Annotated in this window: 5 protein-coding genes; all 5 read right to left on the bottom strand. The window is 72.9% G+C overall.

Going from position 1 to position 19,461, the window contains the following annotated elements:
- Nucleotides 1-10: 10 nt before the first annotated feature.
- A complete protein-coding gene (locus tag ACH492_RS30230) occupies nucleotides 11-4,945 on the bottom strand; it encodes a type I polyketide synthase (RefSeq protein WP_398991100.1) in 4,935 nt (1,644 codons plus the stop codon).
- A gap of 58 nt (nucleotides 4,946-5,003) precedes the next feature.
- The gene (locus ACH492_RS30225; RefSeq protein WP_398991081.1) at nucleotides 5,004-15,929 is read right to left on the bottom strand and encodes a type I polyketide synthase; all 10,926 of its coding nucleotides are present in this window, start codon (nucleotides 15,927-15,929) and stop codon (nucleotides 5,004-5,006) included.
- 111 nt (nucleotides 15,930-16,040) lie between these two features.
- On the bottom strand, nucleotides 16,041-17,000 hold the full coding sequence (locus tag ACH492_RS30220; RefSeq protein ID WP_398991080.1) for a 3-hydroxybutyryl-CoA dehydrogenase: 960 nt from the start codon (nucleotides 16,998-17,000) through the stop codon (nucleotides 16,041-16,043).
- Nucleotides 16,997-17,995 carry a 3-oxoacyl-ACP synthase III family protein gene (locus tag ACH492_RS30215; RefSeq protein WP_398991079.1) on the bottom strand — a complete coding sequence of 333 codons (999 nt, stop codon included), beginning with the start codon at nucleotides 17,993-17,995 and terminating at the stop codon, nucleotides 16,997-16,999. Before ACH492_RS30215 ends, ACH492_RS30220 begins: the two co-directional genes overlap by 4 nt.
- A gap of 1 nt (nucleotide 17,996) precedes the next feature.
- Nucleotides 17,997-19,346 carry a crotonyl-CoA carboxylase/reductase gene (gene ccrA, locus ACH492_RS30210; protein WP_398991078.1) on the bottom strand — a complete coding sequence of 450 codons (1,350 nt, stop codon included), beginning with the start codon at nucleotides 19,344-19,346 and terminating at the stop codon, nucleotides 17,997-17,999.
- Between the last annotated feature and the right edge of the window lie 115 nt (nucleotides 19,347-19,461).

Below are 19,461 nucleotides of genomic sequence, written 5' to 3'. Positions count from 1 at the left end.
TGCCGCCGGTTCAGGGGGTTCCGAGTTCGCTGTCTATGAAGGCGAAGATGTCGTCGTCGCTCGCGTCGTCGAGCCGGGCGGCGACGTCGTCCGCTCCCGGCACGGCGCTCGCACCGGTCAGCTCGGCCAGGAAGGCCTGGAGCCGTACGCCGATCCGTTCGCGTACCGCCTCCTCGCCCGCGGCCTCGGCCAGCAGGGACTGCAGCTTGTCGAGTTCCTCGTCCACCCGGGCTCCTCGGTCCGCGGGGGCGATCTCCGTCCGCAGATACGCGGCGACGGACGCCGGGGTCGGGTGATCGAAGACCAGCGTGGCGGGCAGCCGCAGACCGGTCGCCGCCCCCAGTCGGTTGCGCAGGGACACCGCGGCCAGGGAATCGAGCCCCAGGTCCTTGAGCGCCCGCCCGGCCGGGACCGCCTCCGCGCCGGAGTGGCCCAGCACGGTGGAGATCTCCGTCCGTACGAGATCGGTCAGCAGCCGCTCCTGCTCCGCATCGGACAGCCCGGCCAGCGTCTGCGCCAGGCTGTCCGCCGCGTCGGAGCCGCCCGCCTCGTCCTCACTGCCCTCGGCGCTCAGGATCCGCTCGACCTCGGGCAGTTGGCTGATGAGCGGGCTGGACCGCACGGCGGTGAAGGCCGGAGCGAACCGCTCCCAGTCCACATCGGCCACGACGAGCGCGGCCTCGGTCCCCTCCAGCGCCTCCGCCAGGACGGTGAGCGCCAGGTCCGGTGCCATCTCGGACAGTCCGAGCCGGCGCAGTTGCTCCCGGCGGCGCTGCTCGGCGGCCGGGTCCGCGTTCTCGGCTGCGGTCGAGGCAGTGTCCGCCCAGACTCCCCAAGCCAGGGAGGTCGCCGCCTGGCCCAGGCCGCGGCGGTGTTCGGCGAGGGCGTCGAGGTAGGCGTTGGCGGCGCTGTACGCGCCCTGCCCGCCGCTGCCCCACACCCCGGCGATGGACGAGAACAGCACGAAGGCGTCCAGCGAACCGGCGTCCACCAGCTCGTGCAGATGGGCGGCGCCACCCGCCTTGGCCGCCATGGTGGCGGCGAACTCCGCGACATCGGTCTCGGCCAGCGCCGCGGTCCTGAGGTCCCCGGCCGCGTGGAACACCGCGCTCAGCGGCTGCTCCGCCGGGATGCCGGAGAGCAGCGCGGCCACGTCGTCCCGGTCGCCGAGGTCGCACGCGACGACCGTCACCCGCGCCCCGAGTGCGGACAGTTCCGCCACCGTCTCCGCCGCCCCGGGCACCTCCGTACCGGGGGCCCTGGTGAGGACCAGGTGCTCGGCGCCGACGTCGGCCAGCCGGCCGGCGATCCGCGCGCCCATGCCCCAGGTCCCTTCGGTGACCAGCACCGTGCCGCGCGGCGTCCATTGCGCACCGCCCGGCCGCTGTGCGGCAGCCGCCCGGACCAACCGGCGTGCCAGCACACCGGCCGGCCGTACGGCCAGCTGGTCCTCGCCGCCCGGGTCTGCCAGCACTCCTGTCAGGCGACGCAGGGCCTGCTCGTCGGGCACCGCCGGGAGGTCGATCAACCCGCCCCACAGCTGGGGGTGTTCGAGCGCCGCGGTGCGGCCCAGGGCCCAGACCGGTGCCTGCGCCGGGGCGTCGAGGGTGTCCGATCCGCCGACCGAGACTGCGCCCCGGGTCAGCAGCCACAGCGGGCCGCGGGCGACTGCCCCGTCGGCGGCCAGCGCCTGGATCAGCAGCAGGGTGCCCGCCGTTCCCCGCGACACCACCGGGTGGGCGGGGTGCGGGGCGGTGTCCAGCGCGAGCAGCGACACGACCCCCTCGGCCGGCCGGTCGCCCGCGGTCTCGGCGAGCTGTCGGGCGAGTGCGGCCGAACCGGTCGTTGCCGCGTCGACGACGACCCGGACGGGGTGCGCCCCGCGCTCCGCGAGCGCGGCCTCCGCCGCATCGGCCAGGCCGGTGCCGTAGTCCTCGAGGGCGGCCGGCACGACGACCAGCCAGGTGCCCGAGAGGGCTGCTTCGTCGGCCGGGCGGGCAGGCCACCAGGCCGTCCGGTAGCGCCAGGAATCCACCACGGACCGCTGCCTGCTGCCCTCGCGCCAGGCCGCCAGCACCGGCAGCACCTCGGCGAGGGCGCCGGAATCCGCCAGACCCAGCGTGTCCGAGAGCGTCCCGAGGTCCTGGCCCTCCACCGCCTCCCAGAACAGGGCGTCGGTGCCGTCCTCGGCGGTGCCGCTGCCTGCCTGCCCCGAGCGGGTGTCCAGCCAGTACCGCTGCCGCTGGAAGGGGTAGGTGGGAACGTCCACGCGGCGTGCGCCGGAACCGGCGAACAGCACCTTCCAGTCGACCTCGGCGGCCCCGCGGGCATGGACCTCGGCGACGGCGGCCGTGAGCGTCAGGGGCTGCGGCCTGCCGCGCCGCTGCGCGGCGATGAGCAGCGGCTCCGCCTCGTCCGGCCCGGAGAGGCTGTCCTGTGCCATGGCTGTCAGTACGGCGTCCGGGCCGAGTTCGACGTACGTCCGCACGCCCTGGTCCCGCAGGGTGCGGATGCCGTCGTGGAAGCGCACTGCCTGACGGATGTGGCGCGCCCAGTACTCGGGAGACGTTGCCTCTTCGGGTGTGAGGAGCCGGCCGGTCACATTCGACACGACCGGGATCCGCGGTGCGGCGAACGTCAGCCGGCCGGCGACCGCGCGGAACTCGTCGAGCATCGGCTCCATGTGCGGCGAGTGGAAGGCGTGGCTGACCCGCAGCCGGCGCGTCTTGAACCCGCGCGCGTCCAGCTCGGCGGCGATGTGCGTCACCGCCTCCTCATCGCCCGAAATCACCGTGGAGGCAGGGCCGTTGACGGCGGCGACCGTCACCTCGTGGTCCCGGCCGGCCAGCAGTCCGGCGACCACGTCCTCGTCGGCCAGCACCGACACCATCGCGCCGCCGCGCGGAAGCGCCTGCATCAGCGAGCCCCGGGCGGCCACCAGCGCGGCCGCGTCGTCGAGCGAGAGCACTCCGGCCACATGCACGGCCGCCAGCTCGCCGATCGAGTGGCCCATCACGAAGTCCGGTGCCCGGCCCCATGATTCGACCAGCCGGTACAGCGCGACCTCGAGGGCGAAGAGTCCCGCCTGGGTGTACACCGTCTCGTTCAGCAGGGCGGCGTCCTCGGTGCCGTCCGCGGCGAACATCACCTCACGCAGGGGTCGTTCGAGCCGCCCGTCCAGAGCGCCGAAGACCGCTTCGAGCTCCTCGGCGAACACCGGATATGCCTTGTACAGGCCGTGTCCCATGCCCGGCTGCTGACTGCCCTGGCCGGTGAACAGGTACGCCACCTTGCCGTCCCGGTCAGCGATGCCCTGCACCAGTCCGGGTGCGGGCCGCCCCTCTGCCAGTGCCGTCAGTCCGGCACGCAGCTCGGCCGCGTCGGTGCCGGCCACCACCGCACGGTGGTCCAGCGAGGACCGGGTGGTGGCGAGCGTGAACGCGGTGTCCAGCAGCCGGCTTTCGCCGGTCGCCTCCAGCCGCTCGCGCAGTCGGCCCGCCTGCGCCCGGAGCGCCTGCCCACTGCGGGCGGACAACAGCAGCGGCAGTACGGCCGGTCCGGCGCCCTCCCCGTCGGCGGGCGGCTGCTCGTCGGCGGGCGGCTCTTCGATGATGACGTGGGCGTTGGTGCCGCTGATGCCGAAGGAGGACACGGCTGCCCGGCGGGGCCGGTCGTTGTCCGGCCACTTCTGCTCCTCGGTGAGCAGCTCGACCGCGCCCGGCTCCCAGTCCACGAACGGGGACGGTTCGTCGACATGCAGGGTGCGGGGCAGCACGCCGTGCCGCATCGCCATCACCATCTTGATGACACCGCCGACACCGGCCGCCGCCTGGGTGTGCCCGATGTTGGACTTGATCGAGCCCAGCCACAGCGGGTGTTCACCCCGGTCCCGGCCGTACGTGGCGAGCAGCGCCTGCGCCTCGATCGGGTCCCCGAGCCTGGTGCCCGTGCCGTGCGCCTCCACCGCGTCCACCTCGCGCGGCGTGAGCCGTGCGTTGGCCAGCGCCTGCTGGATCACGCGCTGCTGCGAGGGGCCGTTCGGCGCGGTCAGGCCATTGCTCGCACCGTCCTGGTTGACGGCGGAGCCGCGTACGACCGCGAGGACCTGGTGGCCATTGCGCCGAGCGTCCGAGAGCCGCTCGACGATCAGCACCCCGACGCCCTCGGCCCAGCCGGTGCCGTCGGCCGACGCCGCGAACGCCTTGCACCGGCCGTCGGCCGACAGCCCGCGCTGGCGGCTGAACTCCACGAAGGTGCCGGGCGCCGACATGACCGTGACACCGCCGGCCAGCGCCAGGGCGCAGTCCCCCTGCCGCAGGGCCTGGACCGCCATGTGCAGCGTGACCAGGGACGAGGAGCAGGCCGTGTCCACGGTGACGGCCGGGCCCTCCAGGCCGAAGGTGTACGCGACCCGGCCGGACAGCACGCTGCCCAGACCACCGGTCAGCCGGTAGCCCTCGACGCCCTCCACCGGCTGGTGCAGGTAGGGACCGTAGTCGTGGTACATCAGGCCCGCGTACACGCCGGTCCTGCTGCCGCGCAGGGTGGCCGGGTCGATGCCCGCCCGCTCGAACGCCTCCCACGATGCCTCCAGCAGCAGCCGCTGCTGCGGGTCCATCGCCAGCGCCTCACGTGGCGAGATCCCGAAGAACTCCGCATCGAACTCCGCCGCCTCGTGCAGGAAGCCGCCCTCACGGGTGTACGACGTCCCCGGCCGCTCGGCCTCCGGGTCGTACAGCTCCTCCACGTCCCAGCCGCGGTCGACCGGGAAGCCGGAGATCGCGTCCCCGCCCGAGGCCACCAACTGCCACAGCTCCTCGGGGGAGGACACCCCGCCCGGGTAGCGGCAGCTCATGCCCACGATCGCGATCGGCTCCTGCGAGGCGGCGACCAACTGCTGGTTCTGCTGCCGCAGTCGGGCGGTCTCCTTCAGGGAGTCCCGCAAGGCCTCGACGACTGCTTCGGACGATGTGTTCGTCATGATCTCTCTCCTTCAGAACTCTCTAGAACTCGGCGCCTGTCCGGGCCATGCGGATGAGGGCGTCGACGTCCATGTCGTCGATGCGGTCCGTGCCGCTGTCGTCGGAGGCCGGGTCCGGGCCGCTGCCGTGGCCGCCGCTGTCGGCGCCCGTCGCGTCCGCGAGCCTCAGTAGACCGTCGAGCAGACCGGCCTCCTCGATGCGATGCATCGGAAGAGCCGCGAGGATGCCGCGGATCCTCGCCTCGTCGACTTCGCCGGCCGGAGCGGCCGAGGCGGCGGGCGCCAGTTCGGCCCGCAGATGCCCGGCGACCGCGGCGGGGGTCGGATAGTCGAAGACGAGGGTCGCGGGCAGCCGCAGTCCGGTTGCCCTGCCCAGCCGGTTGCGCAGCTCGACGGCGGTGAGCGAGTCGAGTCCGAGCTCCTTGAAACCCCGCTTCACATCGATGGAGTCCGTACCGTCGTAGTCGAGCGTCGCGCCGACCTCGGCCCGTACGAGATCCAGCAGGACCTGCTGCTGCTCCTCCTCCGTCAGTGCCGCCAGCCGGTCGGCCAGGGACTGCTGGGGAGGGCCGCCTGCCGTGGCTGCCCCCGCCGACGCGGCGCGCCGGGCCGGGACCCGGACCAGTCCGCTCAGCAGCGGCGGCAGTGCGCTGCCGAGCGCCCTGAGTGCCGCGGCGTCGAGCGGCAGCGGAACCGCCGCGGCCGAGTCCAGCACCAGTGCGGCATCGAACAGTTGCATGCCCTGGACGGAGGTGATCGCGGTCATGCCCGTACGGGCGAACCGGTTACGGTCGGCCTCCGTGAGCGCGGCTGCCATGCCGCCCTCCGCCCACGGTCCCCAGGCGAGCGACGTGGCCGGGAGGCCCTGCGCCCTGCGGTGGTGCGCCAACGCGTCCAGGAAGGTGTTTGCGGCGGCGTAGTTGGCCTGCCCCGCGCCTCCGACCAGGCCCTGGATGGAGGAGAACAGGACGAAGGCGGTGAGCCCGAGGTCACGGGTGGCCTCGTGCAGGTTCCACGCGGCGTCCGCCTTGGGCCGCAGTACGGCGTCGAACCGCTCGGGCGTCAACGCCCCCAGCACACCGTCGTCCAGCACACCGGCCGCGTGCACCACCCCGGTCAGGGGGCGTCCGGCGGGGATCGTGGCCAACAGGGCGTCCAGCGCCCCGCGGTCCGCGACGTCGCAGGCCGCGATGGTCACCTCCGCGCCGAGCGCCGCCAGAGTGGCCTCCAGCTCGGCCGCGCCCTCCGCCGCCGGTCCGCGGCGGCTGGTCAGCAGCAGGTGCCGCACGCCGTGTTCGGTGACCAGGTGCCGGGCCAGCAGGCCGCCCAGGGCGCCCGTGGCGCCGGTGATCAGTACGGTGCCGTCGGGGCCCCACGGCCCGGAGGCGTCCGCGGGCACCGCGACCCTCTCCAGACGGGGCACGGAGAGGCTGCCGTCACGGACGGCCACCTGCGGCTCGCCGGAGGACAGCGCCCGCTCGACGCCCTGGGCCGCGGCCCCCTCGTCGTCCACGTCCACCAGCACCAGCCGGTCGGGGTTCTCCGTCTGCGCCGATCGCAGCAGGCCCCACACGGCGGCCCGCGGCAGATCGGCCACGTCCTCGTCCACCGACGCGGCCACCGCGTGCCGCGTCATCACGACCAGCCGGGACGCGGCGAACCGGTCGTCGGCCAGCCAGGTCTGGGCCAGCGTCAGGGCTCCGTGCACAGCGGTACGTACGGAACTCTCCGGAGCCGTCAGGGGCACCACCACGACATCCGGTACTGCGGCGCCCGCGTCGATGGAGGCGCTCAGCGCCGCCACATCCGCGAACCGCTCCGCGCCCGACAGTCCCGGCACCTCGCCGCCCAGCACCGCCCGCGATCCGCCCGGCGCGCCCGGCCCGGCTTTCACCGGCGCCCAGCCCACCCGGAACAGCGCCTCGTGGCTGCGGCCGCCGGCCGCGCCGAGCTGCTCCGCGGACACGCTCCGCACCACCAGCGACTCCACCGCGGCGACAGCGCCGCCCGCCGCGTCGGCGACCTCGATGGTCACCGCGTCGGTGCCGGCCGGGGCCAGCCGCACCCGGGCCGCGGCGGCCCCTGAGGCGTACAGCCGTACACCGCTCCAGACGAACGGCAGCCGCGCGTCACCCGTGCCCGGCAGGACGCCCAGCTCGATGGCGTGCAGCGCCGAGTCGAGGAGTGCCGGATGCAGACCGAAGGCGGCCGCCTGCTCGTTCTGCGCGTCCGGCAGGGCGAGTTCGGCGAAGACCTCGTTGCCGCGGCGCCACACGGACCTGAGCCCCTGGAACGCCGGGCCGTAGTCGAAGCCCTGCTCCGCGAGGGCGTCGTAGCGTCCGGTCAGGTCCACCCGCTCGGCACCGCGCGGCGGCCACACCGCCAGGTCGAAGCCCGCCGGCGGTCCTTCGGGGAAAAGGGTGCCGCTCGCGTGCCGGGTCCACGGCTCCTCGAACGTGCCGCCCTCCGCGCGCGAGTGGACGCTCAGCGCGCGGCGTCCCGACTCGTCCGCGGTGCCCACCGCCACCTGGAAGCGCACCGCGCCGTCCTCCGGCAGCACCAGTGGTGCCTCCAGGGTCAGTTCCTCCAGCTGCCCGGCTCCGGCCTCGGCCCCGGCCCGTACGGCCAGTTCCACGAACGCCGTGCCCGGCAGCAGCACCCGGCCCAGGACCGCATGGTCGGCGAGCCAGGGGTGGGTGCGCAGGGAGAGCCGGCCCGTGAAGAGGACCTCGTCGGTGTCGGCGCGAGTGAGCGTCGCGCCCAGCAGCGGGTGGTCGGCAGCCGCGAGACCGGCCGAACTCACATCGCCGGTACGGGCCACAGCCTGCGCCCAGTAGTGCTTGCGCTGGAAGGCGTACGTGGGCAGGTCGACCCGGCGGGCGCCCGTACCCTCGAACACCTTCTCCCAGGAGGGGCCGGCCTGCCGCACGTGCAGCCGGGCGAGCGCGTGGGCGAGCGCCGCGGTCTCCGGGCGGTCCTTGCGGAGCACTGTCACGAACTCCGGCTCGGCACCGCCCAGGTCCACCACGCAGTCCCGGCCCATGGCCGACAGCACGCCGTCAGGACCCAGCTCCAGGAAGGTCGTGACGCCGGCGTCCTGCAGCGCCCGGATGCCGTCGCTGAACCGGACGGCCTCCCGTACATGCCGCACCCAGTACCCGGCCGAGCGGATCTCGTCCGTGGCGATCTCGCCGGTCACGTTGGACACGACCGGGATGCGCGGCGCGGTGTACGTCAGCTTCTCCGCCACCGCGCGGAAGTCGTCGAGCATCGGCTCCATGTGCGGCGAGTGGAAGGCATGGCTCACCCGAAGCCGACGGGTCTTGCGCCCGGCCCCGTTCAGTTGCTCCGCCACGGCCAGTACGGCCCGCAGGTCCCCGGAGATCACGACGGAGGCGGGGCCGTTGACGGCGGCGATCGACACCTCGTGCTCGCGGCCGGCCAGCAGTGCCGCGACCTCGTCCTCGGGGGCCAGGACCGAGACCATCGCGCCGTCCTGCGGAAGGGCCTGCATCAGCTGGCCGCGGGCGGCGACCAGCGCTGCCGCGTCCGCGAGCGAGAGCACGCCCGACACATGGGCGGCGACCAGTTCGCCGACCGAGTGGCCGGTCACGAAGTCCGCCGCCAGGCCGAGGTGTTCGGCGAGCCGGAACAGGGCGACCTCCAGGGCGAAGAGACCGGCCTGGGTGAACACCGTCTGGTCCAGCAGCTCCGCGTCCCACGACTCGTCGTCGGCGAAGACGACTTCGCGTACCGAACGGCCCAGGCGGGTGTCGAGTTCGGCGCACACGGCGTCGAGCGCCTCGGCGAACACCGGATACGTCTCGTACAGCTCGCGCCCCATGCCGGGTCGCTGGCTGCCCTGTCCGGTGAAGAGGAACGCCACCTTGCCGCGGGCAGGATCGCCGGACGGTTCTGCGAACAGTTCTGCCTGCGGTTCCGCGGTGACGAGCCGGGCGGAGGTGCCGCCCGTGGCCAGCGCCGCCAGTCCCTCGGCCAGCTCCTCCCGGTTCCCGGCGAGCAGCACCGCCCGGTGGTCGAGCGCGGCACGGCCGGTGGCGAGCGAGTAGCCGAGGTCCAGCAGAGCCACGCCGTCGGCCGCGTCGAGGTGCGCGCTCAGCCGCTCCGCCTGTGCGGCGAGCGCCTGCGGGGTCCTGGCGGACAGCACCAGCGGTACGGCGGCGGGCGACGAGGCATCAATCGCCCGGTCCGCCAACTCCCCTGCCGCAGGCGCCTGTTCGAGAACCACATGGGCGTTGGTTCCGCTGATGCCGAAGGACGAGACGGCGGCCCGGCGCGGGTGACCGGTCTGCGGCCACTCCCGCTGATCGGTGAGCAGTTCGACCGCGCCCGACTCCCAGTCCACGTACGGCGACGGCTCGTCGACATGAAGCGTGCGGGGCAGCACACCGTGCCGCATCGCCTGCACCATCTTGATGACACCGCCGACGCCGGCCGCCGCCTGGGCGTGTCCGATGTTCGACTTCAACGAGCCCAGCAGCAGGGGCTGTTCGGCGGAGCGCTCGCGTCCGTACGTGGCGAGCAGCGCCTGCGCCTCGATCGGGTCCCCGAGCCGGGTGCCCGTACCGTGCGCCTCCACCGCGTCGACGTCCGCGGCCAAGAGCCCGGCGTTCGCCAGGGCCGCGCGGATCACGCGCTGCTGCGAGGGGCCGTTCGGCGCGGTGAGCCCGTTGCTCGCCCCGTCCTGGTTGACGGCGGAGCCGCGTACGACCGCGAGCACCTGGTGGCCGTTGCGCCGAGCGTCCGAGAGCCGCTCGACGACCAGCACCCCGACGCCCTCGGCCCAGCCGGTGCCGTCGGCCGCCGCCGCGAACGGCTTGCACCGCCCGTCGGGCGACAGCCCCTTCTGCCGGCTGAACTCCACGAAGGTGTCCGGGGTCGACATGACCGTGACACCGCCGACGAGCGCCATCGAGCACTCGCCCTGCCGCAGGGCCTGCGCGGCCATGTGCAGGGCCACCAGGGACGACGAGCAGGCCGTGTCCACGGTCAGCGCCGGGCCTTCCAGGCCGAGGCTGTACGACACCCGGCCGGACAGCACACTGGCCGCGGTGCCGGTCATCCGCTGGCCCTCGGCTCCGCCCTGTCCTTCACCGTGGCCGCGGAACGTGAACGTTCCCGCGTACACGCCGGTCCTGCTGCCGCGCAGGGTGGCCGGGTCGATGCCCGCCCGCTCGACGGCCTCCCACGATGCTTCCAGCAGCAGGCGCTGCTGCGGGTCCATCGCCAGCGCCTCACGCGGCGAGATCCCGAAGAACTCCGCATCGAACTCCGCCGCCTCGTGCAGGAAACCGCCGTGGCGCACGTACGACGTGCCGGACTGCTCCGGGTCGGCGGAGTGCAGCCGCTCCAGGTCCCAGCCGCGGTCGACCGGGAAGCCGGAGATCGCATCCCCGCCCGAGGCCACCAACTGCCACAGCTCCTCGGGGGAGGAGACCCCGCCCGGGTAGCGGCAGCTCATGCCCACGATGACGACCGGATCGTCGCCGTCGGCAGTCGTGGTGGAGACCGGCAGCACCGCGGCCTGGTCCGTCATGTCGAGGAGCTCGGCACGCAGATACCGGATGACGGCGTCGGTCGTGGGATGGTCGAACACGAGCGTGGCCGGCACGCGGATCCCCGCTGCCGCGCTCAGCTTGTTGCGCAGCTCGACACCGGTGAGGGAGTCGAATCCGAGATCCTTGAAGCTCCGGCCGGTGTCGACAGAGTCCGCGGATGCGTACCCCATGACCGCCGCGACCTGTGCACGAACCACCTCGCCGAGGAGCGTCTCGCGCTCGCCCTCGGGAAGGTTCCGAAGCCGCTCCCGCAGCCCCGACGCGCCGGGCACGGCAGTAGCGGTGCTCCGCTCCGGCCCGGCGGCCTGACGCAGCGGCAGCCGTACGAGCCCGCGCAGCGCGCTCGGCAGCTTCTCCACGGCGGCCCTGGCCCGCAGCGCTTCCCGGTCGAACCGGGCGGGTACCACCACCGGCGCATCGGCCGAGCGGGCCCGGCCGAACAGAGCCAGCGCCTCGTCCGCCCCGAGCGGCAGTAGGCCGGACCGGCCCAGCCGGGCTCGGTCGGCGTCCTCCAGGTCACGGGTGAGACCGGCCGGGTGATCCCACAGGCCCCAGGCGAGGGAGACGGCGGGCAGCCCCTCCTCCCAGCGGCGCCGGGCGAGAGCGTCGAGGAAAGCGTTGGCCGCCGCGTAGTTGGCCTGGCCGGCGTTGCCGAGCGTGCCGACCACGGAGGAGAACAGCACGAAGTCGGAGAGATTGAGGTGCCGCGTCAGCTCGTGCAGGTGCAGCGCGCCGTCCACCTTCGGCCGGAGCACCCGGTCGATCTGCTCGGTGGTGACGGTTTCGGCGACCCCGTCGTCCAGTACGCCCGCGGCGTGCACGACCGCGGTGAGCGGATGCGCGGCGGGGATGGAGGCAAGCAGCGCGGCGAGCGCGTCCCGGTCGGCGACATCGCAAGCAGCGACGGTCACCGATCCGCCGGACTCCCGGAGCTCGGCGGCCAGTTCGGCAGCCCCGTCGGCCTCCGGACCCCGGCGGCTCACCAGCAGCAGGTGACGGACGCCCTGTTCGGCAGCGAGGTGGCGGGCCACCAGTGCGCCGAGCGCGCCCGTACCGCCGGTGATCAGGACGGTGCCGCCGGACTCCCAAGCGGCCGTACGGCCCTCGGGCACGGCCGGCCTCTCCAGCCGCGGCACGAGGAGGGCGCCCTCGCGCAGGGCGAGTTCGGACTCTCCCGAAGCGACGGCCGCCGGCAGCGCGCGGAGGGATCCGCGCTCGTCGCCCAGGTCCAGCAGGGCGATCCGACCGGGGTGCTCCGCCTGTACAGACCGCACCAGCCCCCACAGCGCGGCGCCGGACAGGTCCGGTGCGGCGTCGCCGGGAGCGGCGGCCACGGCGCCGCGGGTGACGAGAACCAGCCGGGATCCGGTGAACCGTTCGTCGGCGAGCCAGGACCGCAGCAGACCGAGGGTGTCCGCGGTGACGGTGCGCACGGCCCCGGCGAGACCCCCGGCCGTCACGGACGCGGCGGGCGAGGGGCGCGGCACGAGGATCACCTCGGGCACGGCGGAGCCGCCGGCCGCGGCGAGCGTGGACAGATCCGGGTAGACCGCCACGCCTCCGGTGGCGGTGGTGAGGGCGGTGGCCAGGCCGAAGTTGTCGCTCCCGGCCACGGTCCAGCGTCCGGACGGGGCACCGCCCGGGGTGAGCGGCAGGCCCGTCCACGCAACGCGGAAAAGCGCGTCGTGGGCCTGCGTGCCGGCGGCACGCCGCAGTTCCTCTTCGGAGAGGGGCGCCGGAAGCACGGCCTCGACAGCGGCGAGTGGAAGCCCCGCGCCGTCGGCGACGGCGAGCGAGAAGGTACCTTCGCCGCCGCGGCCGGACGGGGCGCCTCCGCGGCCGGCCGGGGTGATCCGGACGCGCAGGTCGGCCGCTCCAGCCGCGTACAGCCGGATTCCGCGCCACACCCTCGGTAGCCAGGGCAGCTCCGCTGCCGGGTCGTCGGACGTTCCGTCCTGCCGGGCGTGCGGGGCGGTCGCGTGCAGGGCGGCGTCCAGCAGACCGGGCTGCAGCGCGAACTCGGCGGCATACGCCCGGTGTTCCTCGGTCGCCGACACCTCGGCGAAGAGCTCCTCGCCGAGGCTCCAGACGGCCCGCAGCCGGGGGAAGGCCGGGCCGAGGTTCAGCCCGCGGTCGGCCAGGGCCTCGTAGCGGTCGGCGATGTCCACCGGGACCGCCCCGGCGGGCGGCCACACACTCAGGTCGAAACCGGTGTCGGGGCCGGCCTGCGCAAGTACGCCGTCGGCGTTCCGGGTCCACTCGCGGCCGGGCCCGTCCCCCTCCGGCCGGGTGTGCACCAAGAGCGTGCGGCGGCCGTCCGGGTCCGGGTCGCCGACTGCGACCTGGAACTGCACGGCACCGTCCTCGGGCAGCACCAGCGGCGCCTCCAGCGTGAGCTCCTCTACCCGCACGGCGCCGGTCTCGGCACCGGCCTGCACGGCCAGTTCCACGAAGACGCCGGCCGACAGCACCGCCGTGTCCAGGATCCGGTGGTCGCCGAGCCACGGGTGGGTCCGCAGCGACAGCCGCCCGGAGAGCAGCAGCTCCCCGCCGCCGGCGCGCGGTACGACCGCGCCGAGCAGCGGGTGGTCGATCGGTGCGAGACCCGCCGAGCCGACGTCCGCGACCGTACGGTCCGGTGCCGTCAGCCAGTGGCTCTCGCGCTGGAAGGCGTACGTGGGCAGCGCAACGCGGCTGCCGCCCCGGTCGGACAGCAGCTTCTGCCAGGCCACAGGGACGCCGCGGACATGCAGTTCGGCCAGCGCGGTGAGCAGGGCGGGCAGTTCGGGCCGGGCCCGGCGTGCGGCGGGCACGAATGCGGTGTCCGCCTCGTTCTCCGCGCTCACGCAGTCGCGGCCCATCGCCGCGAGCACGGCATCCGGTCCGACCTCCAGGAAGGTGCGCGCACCGGACTCCTCCAGCGCCCGTACACCGTCGAGGAAACGGACGCCTTCGCGGGCGTGGCGCACCCAGTACTCGGGCGTGCAGATCTCCTCCGCGGTGACGATGCGGCCGGTCAGGTTGGAGACCATCGGGATGCGCGGCGGGTGGTACTCCAGACCCGTCGCGACCTCGCGGAAGGCGTCGAGCATGCCGTCCATGTGCGGCGAGTGGAACGCGTGGCTCACCCGCAGCCGCTTGGTCTTGCGCCCGCGCTCCCGCCACTGTGCGGCGACCTCCAGGACGGTGTCCTCGTCACCCGCGATCACGGTGGACACGGGGCCGTTGGCCGCCGCGACCGCGACCTGGCCCACGTGGGGCGCGAGGGTCGGCAGCAGCTCCTCCTCCGAGGCCTGGACGGACACCATCGCGCCGCCCGGGGGGAGTTCCTGCATCAGCCGGCCGCGGGCCGCCACCAGGGCGCAGGCGTCGGCGAGCGACAGGATGCCGACGGCGTGCGCCGCGGCGAGTTCGCCGACCGAGTGGCCCAGGACGACGTCGGGGGTGACGCCCCAGTCCTCCAGCAGCCGGTAGAGCGCGGTCTCGTAGGCGAACAGCGCGGGCTGGGTGTAGCCGGTGAGGTCGAGCAGGGCCGCGTCCGCGGAGCCCTCGGCGTCCGCGGCCTCCACGGCATCGTCGGCGAGGAAGATCAGCTCGCGCAGCGGGCGGTCCAGGTGGGCGTCCAGCAGATCACAGACCTCGTCGAGCGCCGCGGCGAAGACGGGGAACGTCTCGTACAGCGCCCGGCCCATGCCCGCGCGCTGGCTGCCCTGCCCGGTGAAGAGGAACGCCAGTCCGCCGGGCCGGGCGGTGCCGACGGCCGAACCGGCGGGAGCGTTCCCCGCCGCCAGTGCGGACAGGCCCGCGGCAAAGTCGTCGCGGTCGTCCGCCAACACCACGGCGCGGTGCTCGAAGTGGGTCCGGGTCGCGGCCAGCGAGTGGACCACATCGTCGAGGTCCTGGTCCGGGCGGTCGGCAAGGTGCTCGTACAGCCGGGCGGCCTGGGCGCGCAGCGCGTCCTCGGTCCGTCCGGACACCAGGGCGGGTACGGGCGCCCCGACGGTACGGGCGGGCGCGTCCGGGGCGGTCCGGCTCTCCGGGGCGGGAGTCCAGTCGGTGAGGACGAGGTGGCAGTTGGTGCCGCCCATGCCGAAGGAGCTCACGCCGGCCATCAGCGGAGTGTCGTCCTCGGTCTCCAGCGGGAGCAGGCCGTCGTTGACCCTCAGCCGCAGGTCGTCCAGGGCGATGGCCGGATTGGGGGTACGGAAGTTGAGGCTCGGGACGAGCGTCCTCTCCCGTATGCACAGCACTGCCTTGATCAGGCCCGCGATTCCCGCGGCCCCCTCCAGGTGGCCGATGTTGGGCTTGGCGGAGCCGACCAGCAGCGGGGCGTCGGCGGCGCGGTCCGCGCCGCTGCCGAGCACAGCGCCGAGCGCCGTCGCCTCGATGGGGTCGCCGAGGGGGGTGCCGGTGCCGTGCAGCTCGACGAACCGTACGGCCGCGGGGTCGACGCCTGCCCGATGGTAGGCCCGCCTCAACACCTCTTCCTGGGCGGCACCATGAGGTGCCGTCAGATTCTCGCCGCCGCCGTCGTTGTTGACGGCTCCGCCCCGGATCACGCTGAGGACGGGATCCCCGTCGGCGAGGGCCCGGCGCAGCGTCTTGAGGACGACGAGCCCGCCGCCCTCGCCGCGCACATAGCCGTTGGCCCGGTCGTCGAAGGTGTACGTACGGCCGTCCGGCGACAGGGCGCCGAACTTCTCGGCGACCAGGAAGCCTTCGGGTACGAGGTTCAGGCTGACGCCACCCGCGAGAGCCAGCTCGCAGTCCCCCTTGCGCAGGCTCTCGCAGGCGAGCTGCACCGCGACCAGCGAGGAGGACTGCGCCGAGTCGACGGCCAGGCTGGGGCCGCGCAGACCGAGCAGGTAGGACACCCGGTTGGCGATGATGCTCCGGCTGAGGCCGGTGATGGTCTGGTGGGTGACAGCCTCCGTTCCGTACTGGTGCGCGAGCTTGGCGTAGTCGTCCCAGATCGCACCGACGAACACCCCGGCCGCTGCGCCCTTGATGTCACCGGGGACGATCCCGGCGTACTCCAGCGCCTCCCAGGCGAGTTCGAGCATCAGCCGCTGCTGCGGGTCGATGCCCGCCGCCTCGCGGGGCGTGATGCCGAAGAACTCGGGGTCGAACCGGTCGATCCCGTCGAGGAATCCGGCGGGCCTGGACACCGACCCGGCCGGCAGCGCAGGGCGCGCGTCCGGCGGCCCGTCGGAGACGGCACTCGTCCCGCTCTTGAGGAGCTCCCAGTACGCCTCCGGCCCCTGGGCTCCGGGGAAGCGGCAGGACAGCCCGACGACGGCGACAGATTCGTCCAGTACGTCCAGTACTTCGTGACGCTCCGGAAGACCGGACCCGGGTGCAGTAGCCATGAGGTGGCTCTTCCTTTCAGCGACCGCGCGTGACTCAGCCCGCCACGCGCAGGAAGGTGCTTCGGATAGCTCGGTTGCAGCGGGGCGGGACGGTGCCGGACCCCGTGGTGGTTACGCGTATGCGTAGAAGCCGCGGCCGGACTTCTTGCCCAGCAGGCCGCCCTCGACCATGCGCAGCAGCAGCGGCGGAGGCGCGTACAGCGGCTCCTTGAACTCCTCGTACATCGCCTCGGCGATCGAGACGGTGGTGTCGAGCCCGATCAGATCGGCCAGCCGCAGCGGCCCCATCGGGTGGGAGCACCCGAGGACCATGCCCTGGTCGATGACCTCGGGGGTGGCCAGGCCGGAGTCGACCATCCGGATGGCGGAGAGCAGGTAGGGGAACAGCAGAGCGTTCACCACGAAGCCGGCCCGGTCGGGCGAGCCGATCGGCTTCTTGCCGAGCACGTCGGCGACGAATGCTGCGGCACGCAGGCTGATGTGACGATCCGTCAGTACTGAGTCGATCAGCTCGACCAGCGGGAGCGCCGGTACCGGGTTGAAGAAGTGGATCCCCACGACACGGCCGGGGCGGCTGGTCGCGCTCGCCAGCCGGACGATCGGGATGGAGGACGTGTTGCTCGCCAGGATCGCCTCGGGATCCTCGACGATCTTGTCCAGAGTGGTGAACAGCTCCAGCTTGAGGGGCTCGTGCTCCTTGACCGCCTCGATCACAAGCTGCCGGTCGGCCAGTTCGCCGAGATCCTGGGTGAAGACCACCCGGCCCAGCGCCGCGTCCCGCTCCTCCTCGGTGATCTTGCCCTTGCTCAGACCGCGGTCGAGCGACCGGGTGAGCTGCTGCGGCCCCCTGACGAGAGACGCGTCGGAGGAGACGGCCACGATGACGTCCAGCTCGGCCTTGGCACACAGCTCGGCGATCCCCGTGCCCATGATGCCGCTGCCGACCACGCCTACACGGCGGATCCGCCGTGCGATCTCGGCTGCTTCCGCGGCCTCCGCGGCCTCCGCGGCCTCTGCGGCCGGGCCGAGGTCGGTACCCACGGCGTTGATCGTGTCCAGAGTGATGGTCATGCTCCGGTCCCCCAGGTGAGCAGCGACGCCCCGATCGACATGCCGCCGCCGAATCCGGCGAGCAGCACGAGGTCTCCGTCGGACAGGGCGCCCGTCCGGTTGGCCTCGTCGAGCGCGACGGGGACCGACGCGCTCCCCACGTTTCCGTACTTCTTCAACGTCCGGTGAGTCTGCGCGTTCGACAGGCCCGCGCGCTCCACGACCTCGCTGAGCATCACTCCGTTCGCCTGGTGCGGTACGAAGTGGTCGACCTGGCCGAGCCCGACGCCGGCTCGCCTTGCGAGCGCGACCAGCGCCGGTGGCACGTGCTCCGCGACGAAGTCCCGTACACCGCGGCCGTCCATCTTGAAGAAGTGGCCGCCCTCCGCGACGGTCTCCGCCGTCGCCGGGTTCCTGCTGCCGCCGGCCTCCACTCGGATCAGGTGGTGCGCGTCGCCGCGGCTCGCGAGGTCGATGCCGATGATCCCGTACGGCGCGGGCACCGAACCGACCACCGCGGCACCCGCCCCGTCGGCGAACAGCACGGCCGTCTTGCGGTCGGAGAAGTCGAGGATCCGGGAGTACAGATCGGCGCCGATGACCAGGACACGGGTGTCGGGGGTGAGCGCCGCAAGGCTGCGGGCCAGGGCGAGCGCGTACACAAAACCGCTGCACACAACATTGACGTCGAAGCACGCGGCACCGTACGCACCCAGCGCATGCTGCACCAGGTAGGACGTCGGCGGCTGCGGGAAGTCGCCGGTGGACGTCGAGACAATGATGTAGTCGATCTCGTCGGCGCTCAGACCGGCCTGCTCGAGGGCGTCGGCCCCGGCCCGCGCGGCCAGGTCGGAGGTGGCCTCGTCGGAGGCGGCAAAGCGGCGGGACCGGATCTGCGTCTTCCGCTCGATCCATTCGGCGGTGACACCGACGCGCTCGGCGACCTCTTCATTGCCGATCTCCGCCTTGGGCAGATAAGAACCGGTCGACAGTATCCCTATTCCACGTTCCGACATCTCAGGCAACCCTTTCCGGCGATACGGAGCGCAGCGGATTGAGCCGTGCCTCACCAATCTTCGAGCGCAGTTCGGGGTCCGTGACCCCGAGCCCTTCTTCCGGAGCCAGGCAGAGCACCCCGACCTTCCCGGTGTGCCTGTTCGTCTGCACCAGCCGGGCGGCCTCCGCCACGTCCTGCAGCGGATAGACCTCGGAGAGAATCGGGGAAAGATGACCGAGTCGGAAAAGCCGGTTGCACTCGGCCTGCTCGTGGAGATTCGCCGCATGGCTGCCCACGATCCGCTTCAGGTTCATCCACAGATAGCGATTGTCGAACTGGTGCTGGTAACCCGTGCTGGAGCCACAGGTGACGACCGCACCACCCCGGCGTACGACGAATACGGAAATCCCGAACGTCGCGGCGCCGATGTAGTCGAAGACGACATGCGGGTCCTCCCCGACCTCCGCCCGGATGGCCCGGCCGAGGCGCTTGCCCAGCTCGATGGTGCGCTGCGGGGTCAGCGGATCGTCTCCGCCCAGCCCGATCTCGTTGCGGTTGATGACCACGTCGCAGCCGAGCCGCCGCAGGGTCTCCGCCTTGCGCTCGGAGCTGACCACGCCGACCGCGATACCGCCCGCGTTCTTCACCAGCTGCACGGCGAACGCGCCGAGGCCGCCGGTGGCGCCCCAGATGAGCACGATGTCGCCCTGCTTGATCCGCGCGCCGTTCTCGCCGACCAGCATCCTGTAGGAGGTGGCCGCGGTCAGCAGATTGGCGGACGACTCCTCCCAGGTCAGATGCGGTGGCTTGGGCAGCAGCTGACTCGCCCGTACGACCGTGAAGTGGGCGAGGCCGCCGAAGTTCGTCTCATAGCCCCAGATCCGCTGCTCGGCGCCGAGCATCGCGTCGGCGTGCGTCGCGGGCTCCTGCTCGTCGACCTGGACGCAGCTGACCACCACGTGATCACCGGGCCGCCAGCGCCGCACCCCCGCGCCGACCCGCACCACGACCCCGGCCGCGTCCGAACCCACCACCTGGTACGGCAGGTCGTGGCGTGCCGCGTAGCCGCCCTGCCGGCCGTAGCGCTTGAGGAATTCAAAGGTGGGAACCGGCTCGAAGGTCGCCGACCACACGGTGTTGTAGTTGATGGAGCTCGCCATCACCGCGACGACCACTTCGTCGGGCGCGATTTCCGGCATCTCCACGTTTCCCACGTGCAGCGACTTCCGGACGTCTTTGTCTTCGACTTTGCCGAACATGCCGACGTCCTCCGCGCGCAGATGCGCGGCCAGATATTCGGCGGGAAGCGTCTGCCTTTCCAGCTCCTCCGGCGAGGCGCCTTCGAGAAGTGCCTCAGTCAAAGAGTCCATGATTTCCCTTCTTCGCTCAGCACAAAACCGCCCCTCCCGCGCAGCCGTCGTCGCCCGCCGGGAAGCAGCTCAATTCAAAGCTGTGCCACAGGAAGGAGAATCATCAGCGCGAACA

The sequence above is a fragment of the Streptomyces sp. NPDC019443 genome, assembly GCF_044389785.1.
Lineage (GTDB): Bacteria > Actinomycetota > Actinomycetes > Streptomycetales > Streptomycetaceae > Streptomyces.
Note: the sequence above shows the minus strand (reverse complement) of the source record. Positions and strands in the feature narration are given on the sequence as shown.

Excerpts from the sequence above, each read along its gene's own strand:
- ACH492_RS30220 (WP_398991080.1), bottom strand. The coding sequence starts at position 17,000 with ATGACCATCACTCTGGACACGATCAACGCCGTGGGTACCGACCTCGGC.
- ACH492_RS30215 (WP_398991079.1), bottom strand. The coding sequence starts at position 17,995 with ATGTCGGAACGTGGAATAGGGATACTGTCGACCGGTTCTTATCTGCCC.
- ACH492_RS30225 (WP_398991081.1), bottom strand. The coding sequence starts at position 15,929 with ATGGCTACTGCACCCGGGTCCGGTCTTCCGGAGCGTCACGAAGTACTG.
- ccrA (WP_398991078.1), bottom strand. The coding sequence starts at position 19,346 with ATGGACTCTTTGACTGAGGCACTTCTCGAAGGCGCCTCGCCGGAGGAG.